General features: G+C 58.1%; 23 protein-coding genes. All 23 read left to right on the forward strand.

Going from position 1 to position 19,653, the window contains the following annotated elements:
- Positions 1-163: 163 nt before the first annotated feature.
- The 23 genes from rpoB (at position 164) to rplR (ending at position 19,648) form a co-directional block, all read left to right on the forward strand.
- Positions 164-4,336 carry a DNA-directed RNA polymerase subunit beta gene (gene rpoB, locus JK202_RS04180; protein ID WP_211558510.1) on the forward strand — a complete coding sequence of 1,391 codons (4,173 nt, stop codon included), beginning with the start codon at positions 164-166 and terminating at the stop codon, positions 4,334-4,336.
- An 80-nt stretch (positions 4,337-4,416) separates the two neighbouring features.
- Positions 4,417-8,736, forward strand: a complete 4,320-nt coding sequence (gene rpoC, locus JK202_RS04185) for a DNA-directed RNA polymerase subunit beta' (protein ID WP_211558512.1) — start codon at positions 4,417-4,419, stop codon at positions 8,734-8,736.
- Between the two features lie 377 nt (positions 8,737-9,113).
- Positions 9,114-9,485 (forward strand): 30S ribosomal protein S12, encoded by a 372-nt coding sequence (gene rpsL / locus JK202_RS04190; RefSeq protein ID WP_011251969.1) that lies wholly within the window; start codon positions 9,114-9,116, stop codon positions 9,483-9,485.
- 12 nt (positions 9,486-9,497) lie between these two features.
- Positions 9,498-9,974: a 30S ribosomal protein S7 gene (gene rpsG / locus JK202_RS04195; protein WP_211558514.1), complete on the forward strand. Its 477-nt coding sequence runs from the start codon at positions 9,498-9,500 to the stop codon at positions 9,972-9,974.
- Between the two features lie 115 nt (positions 9,975-10,089).
- A complete protein-coding gene (tuf, locus tag JK202_RS04200; RefSeq protein ID WP_211558516.1) occupies positions 10,090-11,280 on the forward strand; it encodes an elongation factor Tu in 1,191 nt (396 codons plus the stop codon).
- Positions 11,281-11,400: 120 nt separating this feature from the next.
- The gene (rpsJ, locus tag JK202_RS04205) at positions 11,401-11,709 is read left to right on the forward strand and encodes a 30S ribosomal protein S10 (RefSeq protein ID WP_007282720.1); all 309 of its coding nucleotides are present in this window, start codon (positions 11,401-11,403) and stop codon (positions 11,707-11,709) included.
- A gap of 10 nt (positions 11,710-11,719) precedes the next feature.
- A complete protein-coding gene (rplC, locus tag JK202_RS04210; RefSeq protein ID WP_211558518.1) occupies positions 11,720-12,403 on the forward strand; it encodes a 50S ribosomal protein L3 in 684 nt (227 codons plus the stop codon).
- An 11-nt stretch (positions 12,404-12,414) separates the two neighbouring features.
- Positions 12,415-13,029, forward strand: a complete 615-nt coding sequence (gene rplD, locus JK202_RS04215; protein WP_062029295.1) for a 50S ribosomal protein L4 — start codon at positions 12,415-12,417, stop codon at positions 13,027-13,029.
- A gap of 41 nt (positions 13,030-13,070) precedes the next feature.
- The gene (locus tag JK202_RS04220; RefSeq protein WP_211558729.1) at positions 13,071-13,367 is read left to right on the forward strand and encodes a 50S ribosomal protein L23; all 297 of its coding nucleotides are present in this window, start codon (positions 13,071-13,073) and stop codon (positions 13,365-13,367) included.
- Positions 13,368-13,383: 16 nt separating this feature from the next.
- Entirely contained in the window at positions 13,384-14,214 is an 831-nt protein-coding gene (gene rplB, locus JK202_RS04225) for a 50S ribosomal protein L2 (RefSeq protein WP_211558520.1), read from the forward strand.
- 16 nt (positions 14,215-14,230) lie between these two features.
- On the forward strand, positions 14,231-14,509 hold the full coding sequence (rpsS, locus tag JK202_RS04230; RefSeq protein WP_011251962.1) for a 30S ribosomal protein S19: 279 nt from the start codon (positions 14,231-14,233) through the stop codon (positions 14,507-14,509).
- 2 nt (positions 14,510-14,511) lie between these two features.
- Positions 14,512-14,940, forward strand: coding sequence for a 50S ribosomal protein L22 (gene rplV, locus JK202_RS04235; RefSeq protein ID WP_211558522.1), 429 nt, complete (start codon positions 14,512-14,514; stop codon positions 14,938-14,940).
- 3 nt (positions 14,941-14,943) lie between these two features.
- The gene (gene rpsC, locus JK202_RS04240) at positions 14,944-15,621 is read left to right on the forward strand and encodes a 30S ribosomal protein S3 (RefSeq protein ID WP_011251960.1); all 678 of its coding nucleotides are present in this window, start codon (positions 14,944-14,946) and stop codon (positions 15,619-15,621) included.
- Between the two features lie 57 nt (positions 15,622-15,678).
- Positions 15,679-16,095, forward strand: coding sequence for a 50S ribosomal protein L16 (rplP, locus tag JK202_RS04245; protein ID WP_011251959.1), 417 nt, complete (start codon positions 15,679-15,681; stop codon positions 16,093-16,095).
- A complete protein-coding gene (rpmC, locus tag JK202_RS04250; RefSeq protein WP_062029304.1) occupies positions 16,095-16,328 on the forward strand; it encodes a 50S ribosomal protein L29 in 234 nt (77 codons plus the stop codon). The genes rplP and rpmC overlap by 1 nt, the downstream gene beginning before the upstream one ends.
- Positions 16,329-16,341: 13 nt before the next feature.
- The gene (gene rpsQ, locus JK202_RS04255; protein WP_062029305.1) at positions 16,342-16,614 is read left to right on the forward strand and encodes a 30S ribosomal protein S17; all 273 of its coding nucleotides are present in this window, start codon (positions 16,342-16,344) and stop codon (positions 16,612-16,614) included.
- Positions 16,615-16,626: 12 nt separating this feature from the next.
- Complete coding sequence (gene rplN / locus JK202_RS04260; RefSeq protein ID WP_011251956.1) at positions 16,627-16,995, forward strand: 50S ribosomal protein L14; 369 nt, start codon at positions 16,627-16,629, stop codon at positions 16,993-16,995.
- Entirely contained in the window at positions 16,995-17,315 is a 321-nt protein-coding gene (rplX, locus tag JK202_RS04265; protein WP_211558524.1) for a 50S ribosomal protein L24, read from the forward strand. Before rplN ends, rplX begins: the two co-directional genes overlap by 1 nt.
- 11 nt (positions 17,316-17,326) lie before the next feature.
- A complete protein-coding gene (gene rplE / locus JK202_RS04270) occupies positions 17,327-17,890 on the forward strand; it encodes a 50S ribosomal protein L5 (protein ID WP_211558526.1) in 564 nt (187 codons plus the stop codon).
- A 132-nt stretch (positions 17,891-18,022) separates the two neighbouring features.
- On the forward strand, positions 18,023-18,328 hold the full coding sequence (rpsN, locus tag JK202_RS04275; RefSeq protein ID WP_194254952.1) for a 30S ribosomal protein S14: 306 nt from the start codon (positions 18,023-18,025) through the stop codon (positions 18,326-18,328).
- A 12-nt stretch (positions 18,329-18,340) separates the two neighbouring features.
- The gene (gene rpsH, locus JK202_RS04280; protein ID WP_011251952.1) at positions 18,341-18,739 is read left to right on the forward strand and encodes a 30S ribosomal protein S8; all 399 of its coding nucleotides are present in this window, start codon (positions 18,341-18,343) and stop codon (positions 18,737-18,739) included.
- 10 nt (positions 18,740-18,749) lie between these two features.
- Positions 18,750-19,286, forward strand: coding sequence for a 50S ribosomal protein L6 (gene rplF, locus JK202_RS04285; protein ID WP_211558528.1), 537 nt, complete (start codon positions 18,750-18,752; stop codon positions 19,284-19,286).
- Positions 19,286-19,648 (forward strand): 50S ribosomal protein L18, encoded by a 363-nt coding sequence (rplR, locus tag JK202_RS04290; RefSeq protein ID WP_011251950.1) that lies wholly within the window; start codon positions 19,286-19,288, stop codon positions 19,646-19,648. The genes rplF and rplR overlap by 1 nt, the downstream gene beginning before the upstream one ends.
- Positions 19,649-19,653: the final 5 nt, after the last annotated feature.

Genomic DNA, 19,653 nt, shown 5'->3' on the forward strand with positions numbered 1-19,653 from the left:
CCCGCCCGATTTGCCGTTGGAGCAGAATGGGCGTATAGTGCGCGGCTCGCCACGTACGGAAAATTTCATAATGGCCGGTCGTTCCGGTCGTCCGCCATGCAGGGGCCAGTTCTCCGGCACAGTTTACGGGCGACTCGAAGGTCTGGTGCAGAGGGCAGAATAGATGAACGCGATCACCAAATCGTTCACGGGACGCAAAAGGATCCGCAAAAGTTTCGGGCGCATTCCCGAAATTGCGCCGATGCCCAATTTGATCGACGTGCAGCGCGCCTCCTATGAGGCATTCCTGCAGATGAACGTAAGCCCTGACAGCCGGCAGGATGCCGGCCTTCAGGAAGTTTTCCGTTCGGTTTTTCCGATCAACGATTTTGCGGGTCGCGGCCGTCTGGACTTCATGTCCTACGAATTCGAAGATCCGAAATATGACGTCGAAGAATGCATTCAGCGTGGTCTGACCTATGCAGCGCCGCTGAAGGTCATTCTTCGTCTGACGACATGGGATATCGACGAGGATACGGGCTCGCGCTCGATCCACGATATGAAGGAACAGCCGGTTTACATGGGCGACATGCCGCTCATGACCGATAACGGCACCTTCATCATCAATGGCACCGAGCGTGTCATTGTCTCGCAGATGCATCGTAGTCCGGGCGTGTTCTTCGATCACGACAAGGGCAAGACGCATTCTTCGGGTAAGTATCTTTTCGCTGCCCGCGTCATTCCGTATCGCGGTTCCTGGCTCGATTTCGAGTTCGATGCCAAGGATCTGATTTATGTCCGTATCGATCGCAAGCGCAAGCTTCCTGTCACGACACTTCTGTATGCGCTTGAAGGTTCGAGCTACCTCGCGCAGCGTGATCAGAAGATCATTGATGGTGGCGACGTTGAGGGTCTCGATGTTCGTGGAATGGATCAGGATGAAATCCTATCCTACTTCTACCAGACTGTGCCATTCACCCGTCTGGGTGGCGAGTGGGCCCGTCCGTTCGATCCCGACGCATTCCGTGGCCTGAAGCTGCTCAGCCCACTGGTTGATGCCGACACCGGCGAAGTGGTTGCTGAGGCTGATGCCAAGCTGACCGCCCGTATGGTTCGCAAGATCGCGGAAAAGACCCGCGTCGTGCAGGTCGGTCGTCTCGATATCCTTGGCCGCTTCCTTGCCTATGATCTCGTGAACGAGAACACCGGCGAGATCTACGGTGAAGCAGGCGAAGAGCTGACCGAAGACCGTCTGGCTGCGCTTGAAGAAATGGGCATCACGGAGCTTCCGCTGCTGTCCGTGGACGGCTCGCATGGTCCCTGGATCCGCAACACGCTGGCTGCCGACAAGAACAGTTGCCGTGATGAGGCCCTGATCGACATCTATCGCATTATGCGTCCCGGCGAGCCGCCGACCAAGGAAACGGCAGAAGCCATGTTCCATGGTCTGTTCTTTGACCAGGGCCGCTATGATCTTTCCGCGGTTGGCCGTGTGAAGATGAACATGCGTCTTGATGTCGATGCGCCGGATACCCTGCGCGTTCTGCGCAAGGAAGATATCCTGCGCACCATCAAGATCATGTGCGAGCTGAAAGACGGCCGCGGCCAGATCGACGATATCGATAACCTCGGTAACCGTCGTGTCCGCTCCGTCGGCGAACTGATGGAAAACCAGTATCGCGTTGGCCTCCTCCGTATGGAGCGCGCCATCCGCGAGCGTATGGGGTCTGTCGACATCGATACGGTCATGCCGCATGACCTGATCAATGCGAAGCCTGCTGCTGCTGCGGTGCGTGAGTTCTTCGGCTCCTCGCAGCTCAGCCAGTTCATGGATCAGACCAACCCACTTTCCGAAGTGACGCACAAGCGTCGTCTTTCGGCGCTTGGCCCGGGCGGTCTGACCCGTGAGCGCGCAGGCTTCGAAGTCCGTGACGTTCACCCGACGCATTACGGCCGTATCTGCCCGATCGAGACGCCGGAAGGCCCGAACATCGGTCTGATCAACTCGCTGTCGACCTACGCCAAGGTGAACAAGTACGGCTTCATCGAGACGCCGTATCGTCTGGTGGAAGAGGGCGTTCTTCAGGATGGCTGGAAATATCTTTCCGCCATGGAAGAAGAAAAGCTCGTTGTTGCCCAGGCTGATGCCAAGCAGGACGATCAGGGTCGTCTGACGGATGAGCTTGTTTCCGTTCGTCGTTCGGGTGACTTCCGTGTTGTCCCTCCGGAGCAGGTCACAGCCTGCGACGTTTCGCCGAAGCAGCTTGTTTCTGTCGCTGCCGCGCTCATTCCGTTCCTTGAGAACGATGACGCCAACCGCGCACTGATGGGCGCGAACATGCAGCGTCAGGCTGTGCCGCTGGTGAAGGCTGATGCCCCGCTGGTCGGTACCGGCATGGAAGCTGCGGTTGCGCATGACTCGGGTGCGACCATCGTGGCCAAGCGCCGTGGTGTGATCGACCAGATCGACGGTGCCCGTATCGTGGTTCGTGCCACGGACGAGGTTGGTGCAACGCAGGGCGTGGATATCTATCGTCTGCGCAAGTACATGCGTTCCAACCAGTCCACCTGCATCAACCAGCGGCCGCTGGTGAAGGTTGGTGACACGGTTCATGCAGGCGACATCATCGCTGACGGTCCGTCCACCGAGCTTGGTGAACTGGCTCTGGGTCGTAACGTGCTCGTCGCGTTCATGCCCTGGAACGGTTACAACTTCGAAGATTCCATTCTGATCTCCGAGCGTATTGCCCGTGATGACGTCTTCACTTCGATCCACATCGAAGAGTTCGAAGTCATGGCCCGCGATACGAAGCTGGGTCAGGAAGAAATCACGCGCGACATTCCGAATGTTGGCGAGGAAGCCCTGCGCAACCTCGACGAAGCCGGCATTGTGTATGTTGGTGCGGAAGTGAACCCGGGTGACATTCTCGTTGGCAAGGTGACGCCGAAGGGTGAAAGCCCGATGACGCCGGAAGAGAAGCTTCTGCGCGCCATCTTCGGTGAAAAGGCTTCCGACGTCCGTGATACCTCTCTGAAGCTGCCGCCAGGCACGACAGGTACGATTGTCGACGTTCGCGTCTTCTCCCGTCGTGGCGTGGACAAGGACGAGCGCGCCATGGCGATCGAGCGCGCTGAGATCGAGCGCCTCACCAAGGATCGCGACGATGAACGCGGCATTCAGGAGCGCAGCTTCTATAACCGTCTTCGTGAGCGTCTCGTCGGTCAGACCGCCGGGGCAGGCTTCAAGGGCCTCCGCTCGGGAACGCCGATCACGGAAGAGGTTCTTGACGAGCATCATCGCGCGACCTGGTCCAGCATTACGGTAGCTTCCGATGACGTCATGTCGGAGCTTGAAAAGCTTCGTGGTGAGTTCAAGGAAGCGACCCGTCGCATCGATGCGCGTTTCGACAGCAAGGTAGAGAAGCTGCAGCGCGGTGACGAGCTGCCGCCTGGCGTGATGAAGATGGTCAAGGTCTTTGTTGCCGTGAAGCGCAAGCTTCAGCCGGGTGACAAGATGGCCGGTCGTCACGGTAACAAGGGTGTCGTCTCCCGCGTTGTTCCGGTTGAGGACATGCCGTTCCTTGAGAATGGTCAGGCTGTTGATATCGTTCTGAACCCGCTGGGTGTGCCGTCGCGCATGAACATCGGTCAGATCCTTGAAACCCATCTTGGCTGGGCCTGTGCCAATATCGGTGCAAGCATCGGCGATATGGTCGACGAGTATCAGCGGACCGGCGAACGCAAGCAGGTATTGCTTGACCGTCTGCATGAAGTCTATGGAGACGTGATCTTCAATGACGACATCGCAACGCTGCCGAACGAACAGCTGATCGAGCTTGCGAACAATCTTCGCAAGGGTCTGCCGATCGCAACGCCGGTGTTCGACGGTGCCTCGATTCCCGACATCGAAGAGATGCTCGAGAAGGCTGGTGTCAACAAGTCGGGTCAGTCCCAGCTGATCGACGGTCGTACGGGTGAGCTCTTCGAGCGCCAGACGACGGTTGGTTACATCTACATGCTGAAGCTGCATCACCTTGTCGATGACAAGATCCATGCCCGTTCGATCGGTCCTTACTCGCTCGTCACGCAGCAGCCGCTGGGTGGTAAGGCGCAGTTCGGTGGTCAGCGCTTTGGTGAAATGGAAGTGTGGGCCCTTGAAGCATACGGTGCAGCCTACACGCTGCAGGAAATGCTGACGGTGAAGTCGGATGACGTGTCCGGCCGTACCAAGGTCTACGAGGCAATCGTTCGTGAGCAGGACGATTTCGAAGCCGGCATTCCGGAGAGCTTCAACGTTCTGATCAAGGAACTGAAGTCGCTCGGCCTGAATGTCGAACTCGAGCAGAGCGGGTCTTAATTGCCCGCTCTCTCCTTCTCGCCACGGTTCATTTTTAAGGTGTCCGCGGGACGCCGCGGTACACATTGGGGTTTCGGCGCATGAACGAACTCATGAAGATCCTGGGTCAGACCGGCCAGTCGGTGACCTTCGACCAGATCAAGATCCAGCTCGCTTCCAGCGAGCAGGTGCGGTCATGGTCTTACGGCGAAATCAAGAAGCCGGAGACCATCAACTACCGGACGTTCAAGCCTGAGCGTGACGGCCTGTTCTGTGCTCGTATCTTTGGTCCGATCAAGGATTACGAGTGCCTTTGCGGCAAGTACAAGCGGATGAAGTTCCGCGGTATTGTCTGCGAAAAGTGTGGCGTTGAAGTCACGCTGGCCAAGGTGCGCCGCGAGCGCATGGGACATATCGAGCTGGCGTCGCCTGTTGCGCATATCTGGTTCCTGAAGTCCCTGCCAAGCCGCATCGCCACGATGCTGGACATGCCGCTCAAGGACGTCGAGCCGGTTCTGTATTTCGAAAAGTTCCTGATTCTCGACAAGGGCGTCTGTGAATCGGATCAGATCGACTCCTACAAGAACGGCAAGAAGCGCGACCAGTATCTTCTGGACGAAATCCGCTGCGAAGACCTGCTGGATGAATATCCTGATGCAGGCATCGACGTCGGAATCGGTGCAGAGGCCATCAAGCGCGCGCTCTCCAGCTACGACTGGGGCATTCCGAATGACCAGGAACGCGATCTGAGCCTTGCGGCAAAGGAAAAGGGTCTGCCGGATCCGTTCGACTATGACGCTGAAGTCATGGAAGGCGATTCCGAGAAGACCATGATGCGTAAGAAGCTGCGCAAGGCGACTTCGGAAGCCGCGCGCAAAAAGCTCGTCAAGCGTCTGAAGCTCGTCGAAGCGTTCGTGGAAAGCGGTTCGCGCCCTGACTGGATGATCATGGACATCGTTCCGGTCATTCCGCCGGAACTGCGTCCGCTCGTGCCGCTCGATGGTGGCCGTTTCGCAACGTCCGATCTGAACGATCTGTATCGTCGCGTCATCAACCGTAACAACCGTCTGAAGCGGCTGATCGAGCTACGTGCGCCGGACATCATTGTCCGCAACGAAAAGCGCATGTTGCAGGAAGCTGTTGACGCCCTGTTCGACAACGGCCGTCGTGGCCGCGCCATCACGGGTGCCAACAAGCGTCCGCTGAAGTCGCTGTCTGACATGCTGAAGGGCAAGCAGGGACGTTTCCGTCAGAACCTGCTTGGAAAGCGCGTCGATTACTCTGGCCGTTCGGTCATCGTGGTTGGTCCGGAACTGAAGCTGCATCAGTGCGGCCTTCCGAAGAAGATGGCGCTCGAACTGTTCAAGCCGTTCATCTACTCGAAGCTTGAGAAGTACGGTCACGCCACCACCATCAAGGCTGCAAAGCGCATGGTGGAAAAAGAGCGTCCGGAAGTCTGGGATATCCTCGAAGAGGTGATCCGCGAGCATCCGGTCATGCTGAACCGCGCACCGACACTTCACCGTCTGGGTATCCAGGCGTTCGAGCCGACGCTGATCGAAGGCAAGGCCATTCAGCTTCACCCGCTGGTCTGCACCGCATTCAACGCTGACTTCGACGGCGATCAGATGGCCGTTCACGTGCCGCTGTCGCTTGAAGCCCAGCTTGAAGCCCGTGTGCTGATGATGTCGACAAACAACATCCTCAGCCCCGCAAACGGCAAGCCGATCATCGTGCCGTCCCAGGATATCGTTCTGGGTCTGTATTACCTGAGCCTTGAAGTTCCGGAATACCGCGAGACGCCGGATGAGGCTGTCATCAAGGATGGCAAGATCGTCAGGGCTGCCCCGTCGGCCTATTCGAACGTTGCCGAAATCGAGAGCGCCATGCTTTCGGGTTCGCTTCAGCTGCATGACAAGATCCGTCTGCGTCTGGAAACGGTCGATGCAGCTGGCAAGCCCGTGCGTCAGATGATCGTGACGACTCCGGGTCGTGCGCTGATTGCCCAGATTCTGCCGAAGCATCAGGCTGTTCCGTTCAGCCTGATTAACAAGCAGCTGACGAAGAAGAACGTGTCTGACGTGATCGACACGGTCTATCGTCACTGTGGCCAGAAGGAAGCGGTGATTTTCTGTGACCGTCTGATGGGTCTTGGTTTCCGTCATGCAGCCCGCGCCGGCATTTCCTTCGGCAAGGATGACATGATCATTCCGGACGCCAAGGCAACGCTGGTTGGCAAGACGTCGGAAGAGGTCAAGGAGTTTGAGCAGCAGTATCAGGACGGTCTGATCACGGCTGGCGAGCGCTACAACAAGGTGGTGGATGCTTGGTCACGCTGCACGGACGAAGTCCAGGCTGCGATGCTCAAGGAGATTTCCAAGCAGGTTATCGGCAAGCCGACGAACTCGGTCTGGATGATGAGCCATTCCGGTGCCCGTGGGTCGCCGGCCCAGATGAAGCAGCTCGCCGGTATGCGCGGCCTGATGGTGAAGCCTTCGGGCGAGATCATCGAGCAGCCGATCATCGCGAACTTTAAGGAAGGCCTGTCGGTTCTCGATTACTTCACGTCTAGCCACGGTGCCCGTAAGGGTCTTGCGGATACGGCACTGAAGACCGCGAACTCGGGTTATCTGACGCGTCGTCTCGTCGATGTGGCGCAGGATTGCATCATCGTTGAGCCGGATTGTGGTACGGAACGCGGTCTGACGGTGCGTGCGGTCATGGATAGCGGCGAAGTCGTCGCTTCCCTGTCCGAGCGTATCCTGGGCCGTACGCTGTCCAAGGACGTCGTGCATCCGGTTACGCAGGAGATCGTCCTGCCGCGCAACACGCTCATTGAAGAGCCTGAAGCCGAGCTCATCGAGAAGTCCGGGGTGGAAAGTGTTGATATCCGCTCCGTTCTGACCTGTGACAGCCGCGTTGGGATCTGTGGTCACTGCTATGGCCGTGATCTGGCACGTGGTACGCCGGTCAACATTGGTGAAGCGGTCGGCGTTATCGCTGCGCAGTCTATTGGTGAGCCGGGCACCCAGCTGACGATGCGTACCTTCCATATTGGTGGTGCGGCAACGCGTGGTGCCGAGCAGTCCATGGTCGAAGCGTCCCGAGACGGTATCGTGACGATCAAGAACCGGAACGTGGTCGAGAACTCGCAGAAGGTTCTGGTCGTGATGTCGCGTAACTGCGAGATCCTGCTGACCGATGAGAACGGTGTGGAACGTGCCCGCTATCGTGTGCCTTACGGTGCACGCCTGATGGTCTCGGAAGGGGAAGCGGTAACGCGGACCCAGAAGATGGCCGAGTGGGACCCGTACACCCTGCCGATCATCACCGAGCAGGCTGGTACCATCGAGTATCTCGACCTGATCGACAGCATCACGCTCGTTGAGCGTATGGATGAAGTCACGGGTCTGAGCTCGAAGGTCGTCGTCGATTACAAGCAGGCAGCCAAGGGTGTGGATCTGCGTCCACGCCTGCAGATCAAGGATGCTTCCGGAAACGTCGTCAAGCTCGCAAACGGCAATGATGCCCGCTACTTCCTCTCTCCGGACAGTATTCTGTCGGTTGAAAACGGAGTTGAGGTCAATGCCGGTGACGTGCTGGCCCGTATTCCTCGCGAAGGCTCCAAGACGCGTGACATTACAGGTGGTCTGCCGCGTGTGGCAGAACTCTTCGAGGCACGGCGTCCAAAGGACCATGCGATCATTGCCGAAGGCGAGGGACGCATCGAGTTCGGGAAGGACTACAAGTCGAAGCGCTGCGTCATCGTCAAGAATGACGATACGGGCGAAGAGACCCAGTACCTCATCCCGAAGGGGAAGCACGTTTCCGTTCAGGAAGGCGACTTTGTCCAGAAGGGCGATCCGCTGGTCGATGGTCCGCGCGTGCCGCATGACATTCTCAAGGTCATGGGTGTTGAAGCGCTGTCTGACTATCTCGTCAACGAGATCCAGGACGTCTATCGACTGCAGGGCGTGAAGATCAATGACAAGCATATCGAGGTCATTGTTCGTCAGATGCTGCAGAAGGTGGAAATCCTTGAGCCGGGTGATTCGACCTACCTGATCGGTGAGACGGTGGACCGGATCGAGTACGAGGGTGAAAACCAGCGTCTGACCCAGAACGGGGATACGCCTGCACGGGCCATGCCGGTTCTGCAGGGCATCACCAAGGCGTCCCTCCAGACGCAGTCCTTCATCTCGGCGGCCTCCTTCCAGGAGACCACACGTGTCCTCACGGATGCGGCGACGTCGGGCAAGGTGGATACCCTCAACGGTCTCAAGGAGAACGTGATTGTCGGGCGTCTGATCCCGGCAGGAACGGGCAGCGTGATGAACCGTCTGCGGGGCATCGCTGCGAGCCAGGACCGCCACCGCGTTGGCGGAACGTCTCCGGCAGCCGTCGAAGATGCAGCAGAATGATGAACGGGATCCCTGCCGCTGATGGGGCAGGGATCCCGTTTGCCCGATTCCGGAATCTTTCCGTGCAGAATCGGGCCATTTTAGCTGAACCACTTGACTTGAGGCCGAACCCTTCGTAGGTTCCGCGCCCTCGGCACATGCCTTCTCGGAAGGCTGAAAAAGCCGACGAAGTTTAAAGAATCGCATGCGGTGCCGCTATTTTCCCTCGGGAGAAAATGCCAAGGCCGTACGCTGGAGAGAGAAGGGAACAGTTCAGGCTGTTTCCTTTTCACGATGTGGAAATGGCAGGCGGTCCTACCGCATGTCGGTTGGAACAAATGTCAAGGCAGAAGCAGCAATGTGGCTGCCTGAAATAGGACAAGGATTGGGAAGGGCGCATGCCGACCATCAACCAGTTGATCGCGAACGGCCGTGAGCCGGCCGCAAAGCGGAACAAGGTCCCCGCACTGCAGGGCTGCCCGCAGAAGCGCGGCGTTTGCACGCGTGTGTATACCGTAACGCCGAAGAAGCCGAACTCCGCTCTGCGTAAGGTCGCCAAGGTGCGTCTGACCAACGGGTATGAGGTCGTGAGCTACATTCCGGGTGAAGGTCATAACCTTCAGGAACACAGTGTTGTTCTGATCCGTGGTGGCCGCGTGAAGGATCTTCCTGGCGTCCGTTATCACATCCTGCGTGGTGTGCTTGATACACAGGGTCTCGCCAAGCGTCGTCAGCGTCGTTCGCTGTACGGCGCAAAGCGTCCGAAGTAAGAGGTATTTGGAATGAGTCGCCGTCACCGCGCTGTAAAGCGCGAGATCCTTCCCGATCCGAAGTTCGGAGACGTCGTCATTACGCGCTTCATGAATGCGCTGATGTACGATGGTAAGAAATCCACTGCCGAGGGCATCGTTTACGGTGCACTCGAAGTCATGCGCCGCCGCGGCGGCACGACTGCAGATCCGGTGGCTATGTTCCACTCGGCTCTGGACAACGTGAAGCCTGCGGTTGAAGTCCGCTCGCGTCGCGTCGGTGGCGCAACCTATCAGGTTCCGGTTGAAGTCCGCACCGAGCGTCGTCAGGCCCTCGCGATCCGCTGGCTGATCGACGCCTCCCGCAAGCGTGGCGAGAACACGATGCAGGAGCGTCTGTCCAACGAACTGATGGATGCGGTCAACAACCGTGGCTCCGCTGTCAAGAAGCGCGAAGACACGCACCGTATGGCTGAAGCCAACAAGGCATTCAGCCACTATCGCTGGTAATCAGAACCGGTTAAAGGGCTTCCGGCAGTGTCACGATCTTGGGATCGTGCACTGACTGGTTTGAACTTTCAGTCTTACTCCCGTTCCAGGTGGAGCGGGGTTTTGGAGAAAGACGATGGCAAAGGCTAAATTCGAGCGGACGAAGCCGCACTGCAACATCGGCACCATCGGTCACGTCGATCACGGCAAGACCTCGCTGACTGCTGCAATCACCAAGACGCTGGCAAAGACCGGCGGCGCCACCTACAGCGCGTACGACCAGATCGACAAGGCTCCGGAAGAGCGCGCTCGTGGTATCACCATTTCCACGGCTCACGTTGAGTACGAGACGGCTAACCGTCACTACGCTCACGTCGACTGCCCCGGCCATGCTGACTATGTGAAGAACATGATCACGGGTGCGGCGCAGATGGACGGCGCGATTCTCGTCGTGTCCGCTGCCGATGGTCCGATGCCGCAGACGCGTGAGCACATCCTGCTCGCACGTCAGGTTGGCGTTCCGGCCCTCGTGGTCTTCCTGAACAAGGTTGATCAGGTTGACGATCCGGAACTGCTTGAACTCGTGGAAATGGAAGTTCGTGAACTTCTGTCTTCCTATCAGTTCCCGGGCGACGATATCCCCATCGTCAAGGGCTCTGCTCTTGTGACGCTGGAAGATGGCGATGCAGCAATCGGTGAAGACCGCGTGCTTGAGCTCATGACCCAGGTTGACGCCTACATCCCGCAGCCGGAGCGCCCGGTTGACCGTCCGTTCCTGATGCCGATCGAGGACGTGTTCTCGATCTCGGGTCGTGGTACGGTTGTCACGGGTCGTGTTGAGCGTGGCGTCGTGAACGTGGGTGACGAAGTCGAGATCATCGGCCTGAAGGATACCATCAAGACGACCGTTACGGGCGTTGAGATGTTCCGCAAGCTGCTCGATCGCGGTGAAGCCGGTGACAACATCGGTGCACTGGTTCGTGGCACGAAGCGTGAAGATGTCGAGCGTGGCCAGGTTCTGGCAAAGCCCGGCTCCATCACGCCGCACAAGAACTTCAAGGCTGAGGCTTATATCCTCACGAAGGAAGAGGGCGGTCGTCACACGCCGTTCTTCACGAACTACCGCCCGCAGTTCTATTTCCGTACGACCGACGTCACTGGCGTCGTGACGCTGCCGGAAGGCACGGAAATGGTCATGCCGGGTGATAACGTTGCCATGGACGTGGAGCTGATTGCTCCGATCGCCATGGACGAAGGCCTGCGCTTCGCTATTCGCGAAGGCGGCCGTACCGTGGGTGCCGGTGTGGTTTCTTCCATCACCGCCTAAGGTCCTGCGTTTAGCTGTTGGCTTTGGCAGCCCCGGTCAGATTTTTTCTGACCGGGGTTCCCTTTCAGGGGCAATGGCAGTAGGACGACACCCGAATTTTTGAGTTGGACGAACAAGAACATGGACAACCAGAACATCCGCATTCGCCTTAAGGCGTACGATCATCGCGTGCTGGACAACAGCACCAAAGAGATCGTAAACACGGCGAAGCGTACGGGTGCGCGGGTTCGGGGTCCGATCCCGCTGCCGACGCATATCGAACGGTTCACGGTGAACCGCTCGCCACACGTGGATAAGAAAAGCCGCGAACAGTTCGAAATTCGGACTCACCGCCGGCTGCTCGACATTGTCGAGCCGACCCCGCAGACCGTGGACGCCCTCATGAAGCTCGACCTCGCCGCTGGCGTGGACGTCGAGATCAAACTCTAAGGTCCAGACGATGCGAACCGGATTGATTGCAAAGAAGCTGGGAATGACCCGGCTGTTTAAGGAAGATGGCACTCATGTGCCTGTGACGGTCCTTCACCTTGACAATGTCGAGGTTGTGGATGCCCGCACGAACGAGCGCGATGGCTATACCGCCATTCAGCTCGGACTTGGTAATGCCAAGGTGAAGAATGTCACCAAGGCGAACCGTGGCCATTTCGCCCGGGCCAAGGTCGAGCCAAAGAAGCATCTGGCAGAGTTCCGCGTCTCTGAAGACGCCCTGCTGGAAGCTGGAACCAAGCTGTCCGCTGCTCACTTCGTTGTGGGGCAGAAAGTTGACGTCACGGGCCAGAGCAAGGGCAAGGGTTTTGCGGGTGTTATGAAACGTCATAACTTCGCAGGTCTCGAAGCATCCCACGGCGTCTCCATCAGCCACCGTTCCCACGGTTCTACAGGCCAGCGCCAGGATCCTGGCAAGGTCTTCAAGGGAAAGAAGATGGCAGGTCACATGGGTGACGAGCGTGTTACCACGCTCAACCTTGAGATCGCTGCCGTGGATGAAGAGCGAAACCTGATCATGGTCAGGGGTGCAATTCCTGGTGCGAAGAACGGCCTTGTGCTGATTCGCGATGCAATCAAGAAGGCTCGCCATGCTGATGCGCCGTACCCGGCAGCAACAGCGGCGGCCGCCGGTTGAGGACGAGGGGCATGGAATACGATATCAAGACCCTCGATAATGGTAGCGCAGGCTCTGTCGCGCTTCCGGAAGAGATTTTCGCGGTCACGCCGCGCTCTGACATCATGGCACGTGTTGTGCACTGGCAGCTCGCAAAGCGCCGTGCCGGTACGCACCGGACCAAGGGCATGGGTGAAGTTTCTGGCACGACCAAGAAGCCTTTCCGTCAGAAGGGCACGGGTTCTGCCCGCCAGGGCTCCCTGCGTGCACCGCAGTTCCGTACGGGTGGCGTTGTTCATGGTCCGGTCGTTCGCGATCACGGCTATGACCTTCCCAAGAAGGTCCGTCGTCTCGGCCTGATCTGTGCGCTGTCGCAGAAGGCTGCGGAAGGCAAGCTGATCGTTCTCGATGCAGCTAACGGTGTCACCAAGACCCGTGAAGCAGCAGCGAAGATCAAGGCTCTGGGCTGGACGTCCGCACTGATCGTTGATGGCGCTGTTGACGAGCAGTTCGCTCGCGCAATCGCTAATCTGCCGAAGATCGACGTTCTGCCGACCATTGGTGCAAACGTCTATGACATCCTCAACCACGATGTGCTGGTTATCACCCGCGCCGGTCTTGAGGGTCTTAAGGAGCGTCTGGCATGACCACCAATACCGTCATGAACGCACATAAGACTGCACAGAACATGTCACAGGAAGCCCTGTACGACGTGATCCGTGCACCGCTGATCACCGAAAAGGCTACGCTTCTTTCAGAGCGTAACCAGGTGGTGTTCAAGGTCGCTCCCGGTGCGACGAAGCCTCAGATCAAGATTGCGGTTGAGAAGCTCTTCAACGTGAAGGTTACTGGCGTAAGCACGCTGGTCCAGAAGGGCAAAGTCAAGCGCGTCAAGGGTCGTCCTGGTCGTCGCTCGGACATCAAGAAGGCGTATGTACAGCTTGCTGAAGGTCAGTCCATTGACCTTACAGCCAAGCTGGGCTGACGCGGGGTAGGATACCATGGCACTAAAGCACTTTAATCCCACAACGCCGAGCACACGCGGCACCGTGCTGATTGATCGCAGTGAGCTCTTCAAGGGCAAGCCGATCAAGCAGCTCACGGAAGGTAAGAACAAGTCGGGCGGCCGTAACAATCACGGTCGTACGACAGTTCGGTTCCGTGGCGGCGGGCACAAGCAGTCCTATCGTTATGTCGACTTCAAGCGTCGCAAGTTCGATGTGGCCGCTACGGTCGAGCGTCTCGAATACGATCCGAACCGCACGGCGTTCATCGCGCTAATCAAGTATGAAGACGGCGAACTCGCCTACATTCTTGCTCCGCAGCGCGTAAAGGTTGGCGATCGCGTCATCTCCGGCGCCCACACGGACGTCAAGCCTGGCAATGCCATGCCGCTGGGTGCAATGCCGGTCGGAACGATCGTGCATAACATCGAGCTGAAGCAGGGCGCTGGTGGCAAGCTGGCCCGCTCTGCTGGCACGTATGCCCAGCTGGTCGGCAAGGATGCCGGCTATGCGCAGGTCAAGCTGCAGTCCGGTGAGCTACGTCTTGTTCGCGGTGAATGCATGGCAACCGTTGGTGCTGTGTCCAACCCGGACAACATGAACCAGCATTTTGGTAAGGCTGGTCGCTCCCGCTGGCTCGGGCGTCGCCCGCATAACCGTGGCGTTGTCATGAACCCGGTCGACCATCCGCATGGTGGTGGTGAAGGCCGGACCTCTGGTGGCCGTCATCCGGTTACGCCTTGGGGTGTTCCGACCAAGGGTTACAAGACGCGTGTTAACAAAAAGACGGATAGCCTGATCATCCGTCGCCGTAAGTCCGGCAAGTAAGAGGGGGCAAATAGAGATGGCACGTTCCGTCTGGAAGGGCCCGTTCGTTGACGGGTATCTGTTCGGCAAGGCTGAAGCGTCACGCGCTTCGGGTCGTAACGAAGTGATCAAGATCTGGTCACGTCGTTCGACGATCCTTCCGCAGTTCGTTGGACTTACGTTCGGCGTCTATAATGGTCACAAATTCCTGCCAGTGCAGGTCACGGAGAACATGGTCGGTCACAAGTTCGGTGAGTTCTCACCGACGCGGACCTACACCGGTCATGGCTCTGACAAGAAGTCGAAGCGGGGCTGAAAATGAGCAAGCCAAAGCATATTCGCACGCTTGCTGACACGGAAGCGCAGGCAATTGCCCGCAACATCCGCGTCAGCCCGCAAAAGCTGAACCTGGTTGCGGCAATGATCCGCAACCAGCCAGCTGACAAGGCTATCGCTGCTCTGACCTTCTCGCGTCGTCGTATCGCGCAGCAGGTCAAGAAGACTCTTGAGAGCGCCGTGGCCAACGCTGAGAACAATCATCAGCTCGACGTCGATCAGCTGGTGGTCAAGACCGCAGAAGTGGGCAAGTCCATTGTCATGAAGCGTTTCCACGCTCGTGGCCGTGGCCGCTCCTCTCAGGTCCAGAAGTTCTTCAGCCACCTGAAGATTGTTGTTGCCGAGCGTGCAGAAGCACCGGAAGAGACGAAGCCGTCTCGCGGAACCAACAAAGAGCAGAAGGCAGCCTGATCCATGGGACATAAGGTCAATCCGATCGGGCTTCGGCTCGGCGTCAACCGTACCTGGGACAGCCGCTGGTACGCTGGTCAAGACTATGCGCGCCTGCTGCATGAAGATCTGAAGCTTCGTGCATTCCTGCGTCGCAAGCTGTCCGGTGCAGGCGTGTCCCGCGTTGTTATCGAGCGTCCGGCAAAGAAGCCCCGCGTGACGATCTATGCTGCCCGTCCGGGCGTCGTGATCGGCAAGAAGGGCCAGGACATCGATGCGCTCCGCAAGGAACTGAGCCGTATGGCGAAGACCGACGTGGCGCTGAACATCGTCGAGATCCGCAAGCCGGAAATCGATGCGACCCTCGTTGCCGAGAACATTGCTCAGCAGCTGGAACGCCGCGTTGCTTTCCGTCGTGCTATGAAGCGCGCAATTCAGTCCGCAATGCGTCTGGGTGCCCAGGGCATCCGGATCACCTGCGGTGGTCGTCTGGGTGGTGCTGAAATCGCTCGCGCCGAAAAGTACCGTGAGGGACGCGTTCCCCTGCATACGCTTCGCGCTGATATCGATTATGGTACGGCAACTGCCAAGACAACGTATGGTACCTGCGGTGTGAAGGTATGGATCTTCAAGGGTGAGATCCTGGCTCATGACCCGTTGGCACAGGATCGTCGTGCTGCGGAGCAGGCTCCCCAGCGCTAAGACTGTGAGCGAAAGCTCACAGTTCCTTTGCTGGTGCTGATTTGAGGATTTAACAACATGCTTTCCCCGAAGCGGACAAAGTTTCGTAAGGCCCATAAGGGCCGCATTCACGGTCTTGCGAAAAGCGGAACCCAGCTGAACTTCGGTGCCTTCGGCCTGAAGGCGCTGGAGCCGGAGCGGATTACCGCTCGCCAGATCGAAGCCTCCCGTCGTGCGATCACGCGTGCCATGAAGCGTGCCGGTCGTGTGTGGATTCGTATCTTTCCGGACACTCCGGTCTCGACAAAGCCTGCAGAAGTGCGTATGGGCTCCGGTAAGGGTAACCCCGAGTACTGGGCCGCACGCGTCAAGCCGGGTCGTATCCTGTTCGAGATCGAAGGCGTTCCGCCTGAGGTTGCCAAGCTGGCCCTGAGTCTGGGGGCTGCAAAGCTTCCGATCAAGACCAAGTTCGTTCAGCGTATCGGAGACGCGTAATGGCCGACACGTACAAGCCTGCCGATCTGCGCGCGAAGAGCGAGGACGAGCTGAACGCTCTTCTGCTCGATCTCAAGCGCGAACAGATCAATCATCGTTTTTCGGCTGCCACCGGGCAGTCGGAGAACACAAGCCGCGTCAAGGTCGTGCGCCGTGCAGTTGCACGTATCAAGACACTGGCTCACACATCGAAGAACCGTGCGGGCGCCAAAACGTCCGCCGCTAAGTCCTGAGAGGAGACGGACGATGCCAAGGCGCGTCCTGACGGGTAGGGTCACGAGCGACAAGATGGACAAGACGGTTACCGTTCTTGTTGATCGTCGCATCATGCATCCGCTCTACAAGAAGTTTATTCGCCGCTCCAAGAAGTATGCGGCTCATGACGAAGAGAACGTCTGCCAGACGGGTGATCTGGTTCGCATTGAAGAATGCGCACCGATCTCCAAGCGCAAGACGTGGTCTGTCGTGTCGCGCAACGGAGAGGAACTTGCTTCGGCTTCCTCTTCCGTCAGCGCATAAGGGGGTAGGCACATGATTCATCCCGAGACCAACCTGGACGTCGCCGACAATTCCGGCGCACGTCGGGTGCAGTGCATCAAGGTGCTGGGCGGTTCCAAGCGGAAGACCGCCTCGGTCGGCGACGTCATTGTCGTGTCCGTCAAGGAAGCAATTCCCCGCGGCAAGGTGAAGAAGGGTGACGTCCATCAGGCCGTTATCGTTCGAACCTCCTACCCGGTCCGTCGTGCAGATGGCTCCGCCATCCGTTTCGACAAGAATGCTGCCGTTCTGCTGAACAAGCAGCAGGAGCCGATTGGTACGCGTATCTTTGGCCCGGTGGTTCGTGAGCTGCGTGCGCGCAAGTTCATGAAGATCATCTCGCTGGCTCCGGAGGTGCTGTAATGGCTGCTCGTATCAAGAAGGGTGACCAGGTTCTGGTCCTCTCCGGCAAGTCCCGTGGCGTTCGTGGCGAAGTTCTCGCCGTGATGCCGAAGGCCGAGAAGGCTGTTGTGCGTGGCGTGGCAATTGCCAAGCGTCACACGAAGCCCAACCGCGCAGGCGGCGAAGGTGGAATCATCGAGCGCGAAATGCCGATCCATCTTTCTAACCTGAAGCTGGTTGATCCGAAGAGCGGTAGGCCGACGCGCGTGGGCTTCCGTATTCTGGAAGATGGTCGCAAGGTTCGCGTTGCCAAGGCAACCGGCGAAGTGATCGAAGGCTGAGGAACGCAACAATGAGCGAATATAAAAACGCTTTGCCGCGTCTGCACCAGCGCTACGAAGAAATTCTGAAGAAGCAGCTTCGTGAGCAGTTTGGTTATGCCAACGAACTCCAGGTTCCCAAGCTCGAGAAGATCGTGCTGAACATGGGTGTTGGCGAAGCCGCTGGCGACCAGAAGAAGCTTGATGCTGCTTTTGCGGAAATGACCCTGATTTCAGGTCAGAAGCCCGTCAAGACCCTTGCTCGCAAGGCTATTGCAGGCTTCAAGATCCGCGAAGGTCTGCCCATCGGCTGTAAGGTCACGCTCCGTCGTGCCCGCATGTACGAGTTTCTTGACCGTCTGGTGACGATCTCTATGCCGCGTATCCGCGACTTCCGCGGCCTTCCGGCAAACAAGGGCTTTGATGGACATGGCAACTTCGCCATGGGTATCAAGGAACAGATCGTGTTTCCTGAGATCGAATATGACAAGATCGATGCCGTCCGCGGTATGGACATCATTTTCGTGACCAGCGCCAAGTCTGATGCTGAAGCAAAGGCCCTGCTGAAGGCCTTTGATCTGCCGTTCAACGGCTGATCAATAATTTTTCAGACCGATCACGGTTAAAATCAGGATTCGGCCTTCCATTGGAAGGCCGCTTTCCTTTATAGACACGCTGATTGGAAAACCGTCGGGATAGGCCTGACAGGTTCCGGGAGAAAATTCGAGATGGCGAAGGTCTCAGCGGTAAACCGCAATAACCATCGCGCTGACTTAGTGAAGCGCGACAAGGAAAAGCGGACCGCTCTCAAAAACATCATCAAGGATCGTACACTGTCGGTTGAAGACCGCTTTGATGCGACCCTTAAGCTGGCCCAGATGCCGCGCAATGGATCCGCTACGCGCGTCCGTCTGCGTTGCAAGCTTTCTGGTCGCCCCCGTGCCAACTATCGCAAGTTCGAACTGAGCCGTATTGCTCTTCGCGATCTTGCCTCCGCCGGCCAGATTCCTGGCATGGTCAAGTCGAGCTGGTAAAGGGTAGATCGAATGTCTTTGTCTGATCCACTGGGCGATATGCTGACCCGGATCCGCAATGCGCAGCGTGCCCGTCATGCTGTCTGCGTTGCGCCTGCATCCAAGCTGCGCGCAAGCGTTCTGGAAGCCCTGAAGCGCGAAGGCTACATCCGTGGTTTTGCTGCTGAAGAGCTCCGCAAGGGTGTTGCACAGCTCCGTATCGAGCTGAAGTATGTAGAAGGCCAGCCGGTCATCAAGGAAATCCATCGCGTTTCCAAGCCCGGCCGTCGCGTCTACTCGAAGATCAAGGAACTTCCGCGCGTTTATGCCGGCCTTGGTGTGTCGATCCTGTCCACCCCGCGTGGCGTCCTGTCGGACGTCGAGGCTCGCGCTGCCAACGTTGGCGGCGAGGTCCTCTGCCGCGTCTTCTAAGGAGGATCGCATGTCTCGCGTAGGTAAATATCCCGTCGAAGTTCCGACCGGCGTGCAGGTTTCCGTTGCTGATGGCATTTTTACGGCCAAAGGCAAGTTGGGCGAACTGACTGTTCCGGTGTCCCGTCATGTGGAAGTCAAGATCGAAGGCAGCAATGTTTCCGTTGCTCCTCTTGGTCGCCGCTCCCGTGAAAACTGGACCATGTGGGGAACGACCCGCGCCCTGATCGCCAATACGGTCAAGGGTGTGTCCGACGGCTTCTCCAAGGGGCTTGAAATTCAGGGTACGGGTTTCCGTGCTGCTGTTCAGGGCTCCAACCTGGTGATGAACCTCGGTTTCTCGCACGATGTTGTCTATCCGATCCCGGAAGGCATCAAGATCACCACTCCGCGTCCGACCGCAATTGTCGTTGAAGGCAACGACAAGCAGCGTGTTGGTCAGGTTGCGCTCGATATTCGCAGCTTCCGCAAGCCTGAGCCGTACAAGGGCAAGGGCGTTCGGTACGAGACCGAGGTTCTGCGTCGCAAGGAAGGTAAGAAGAAGTAATGGCATCGCAGCAAGGATTGCAGGAACGCCGCCGTCAGCGGCTGCGTTTCCAGCTTCGTCGCAAGAGCGGCGGCCGGCCGCGTTTGTCGGTCTTCCGTTCCAGCAAGCACATTCACGCCCAGATCATCGACGATGCTCAGGGCCGTACGCTCGCCAGCGCTTCCACGCTGGAAAAGACGCTTCGCGATGCTGGCAAGACCGGCGCCGACGTGTCTGCGGCCACGGTTATCGGCAAGCTGATTGCCGAACGTGGTGTTGCAGCTGGCGTCAAGACCGTCGTGTTCGACCGCGGCTCTTATCTGTATCATGGCCGGGTCAAAGCCCTGGCAGAGGCTGCCCGTGAGGGCGGACTCTCGTTCTAAGGAGG

The sequence above is a fragment of the Gluconobacter sp. Dm-62 genome, assembly GCF_018256155.1.
Taxonomy (GTDB): Bacteria; Pseudomonadota; Alphaproteobacteria; order Acetobacterales; family Acetobacteraceae; genus Gluconobacter.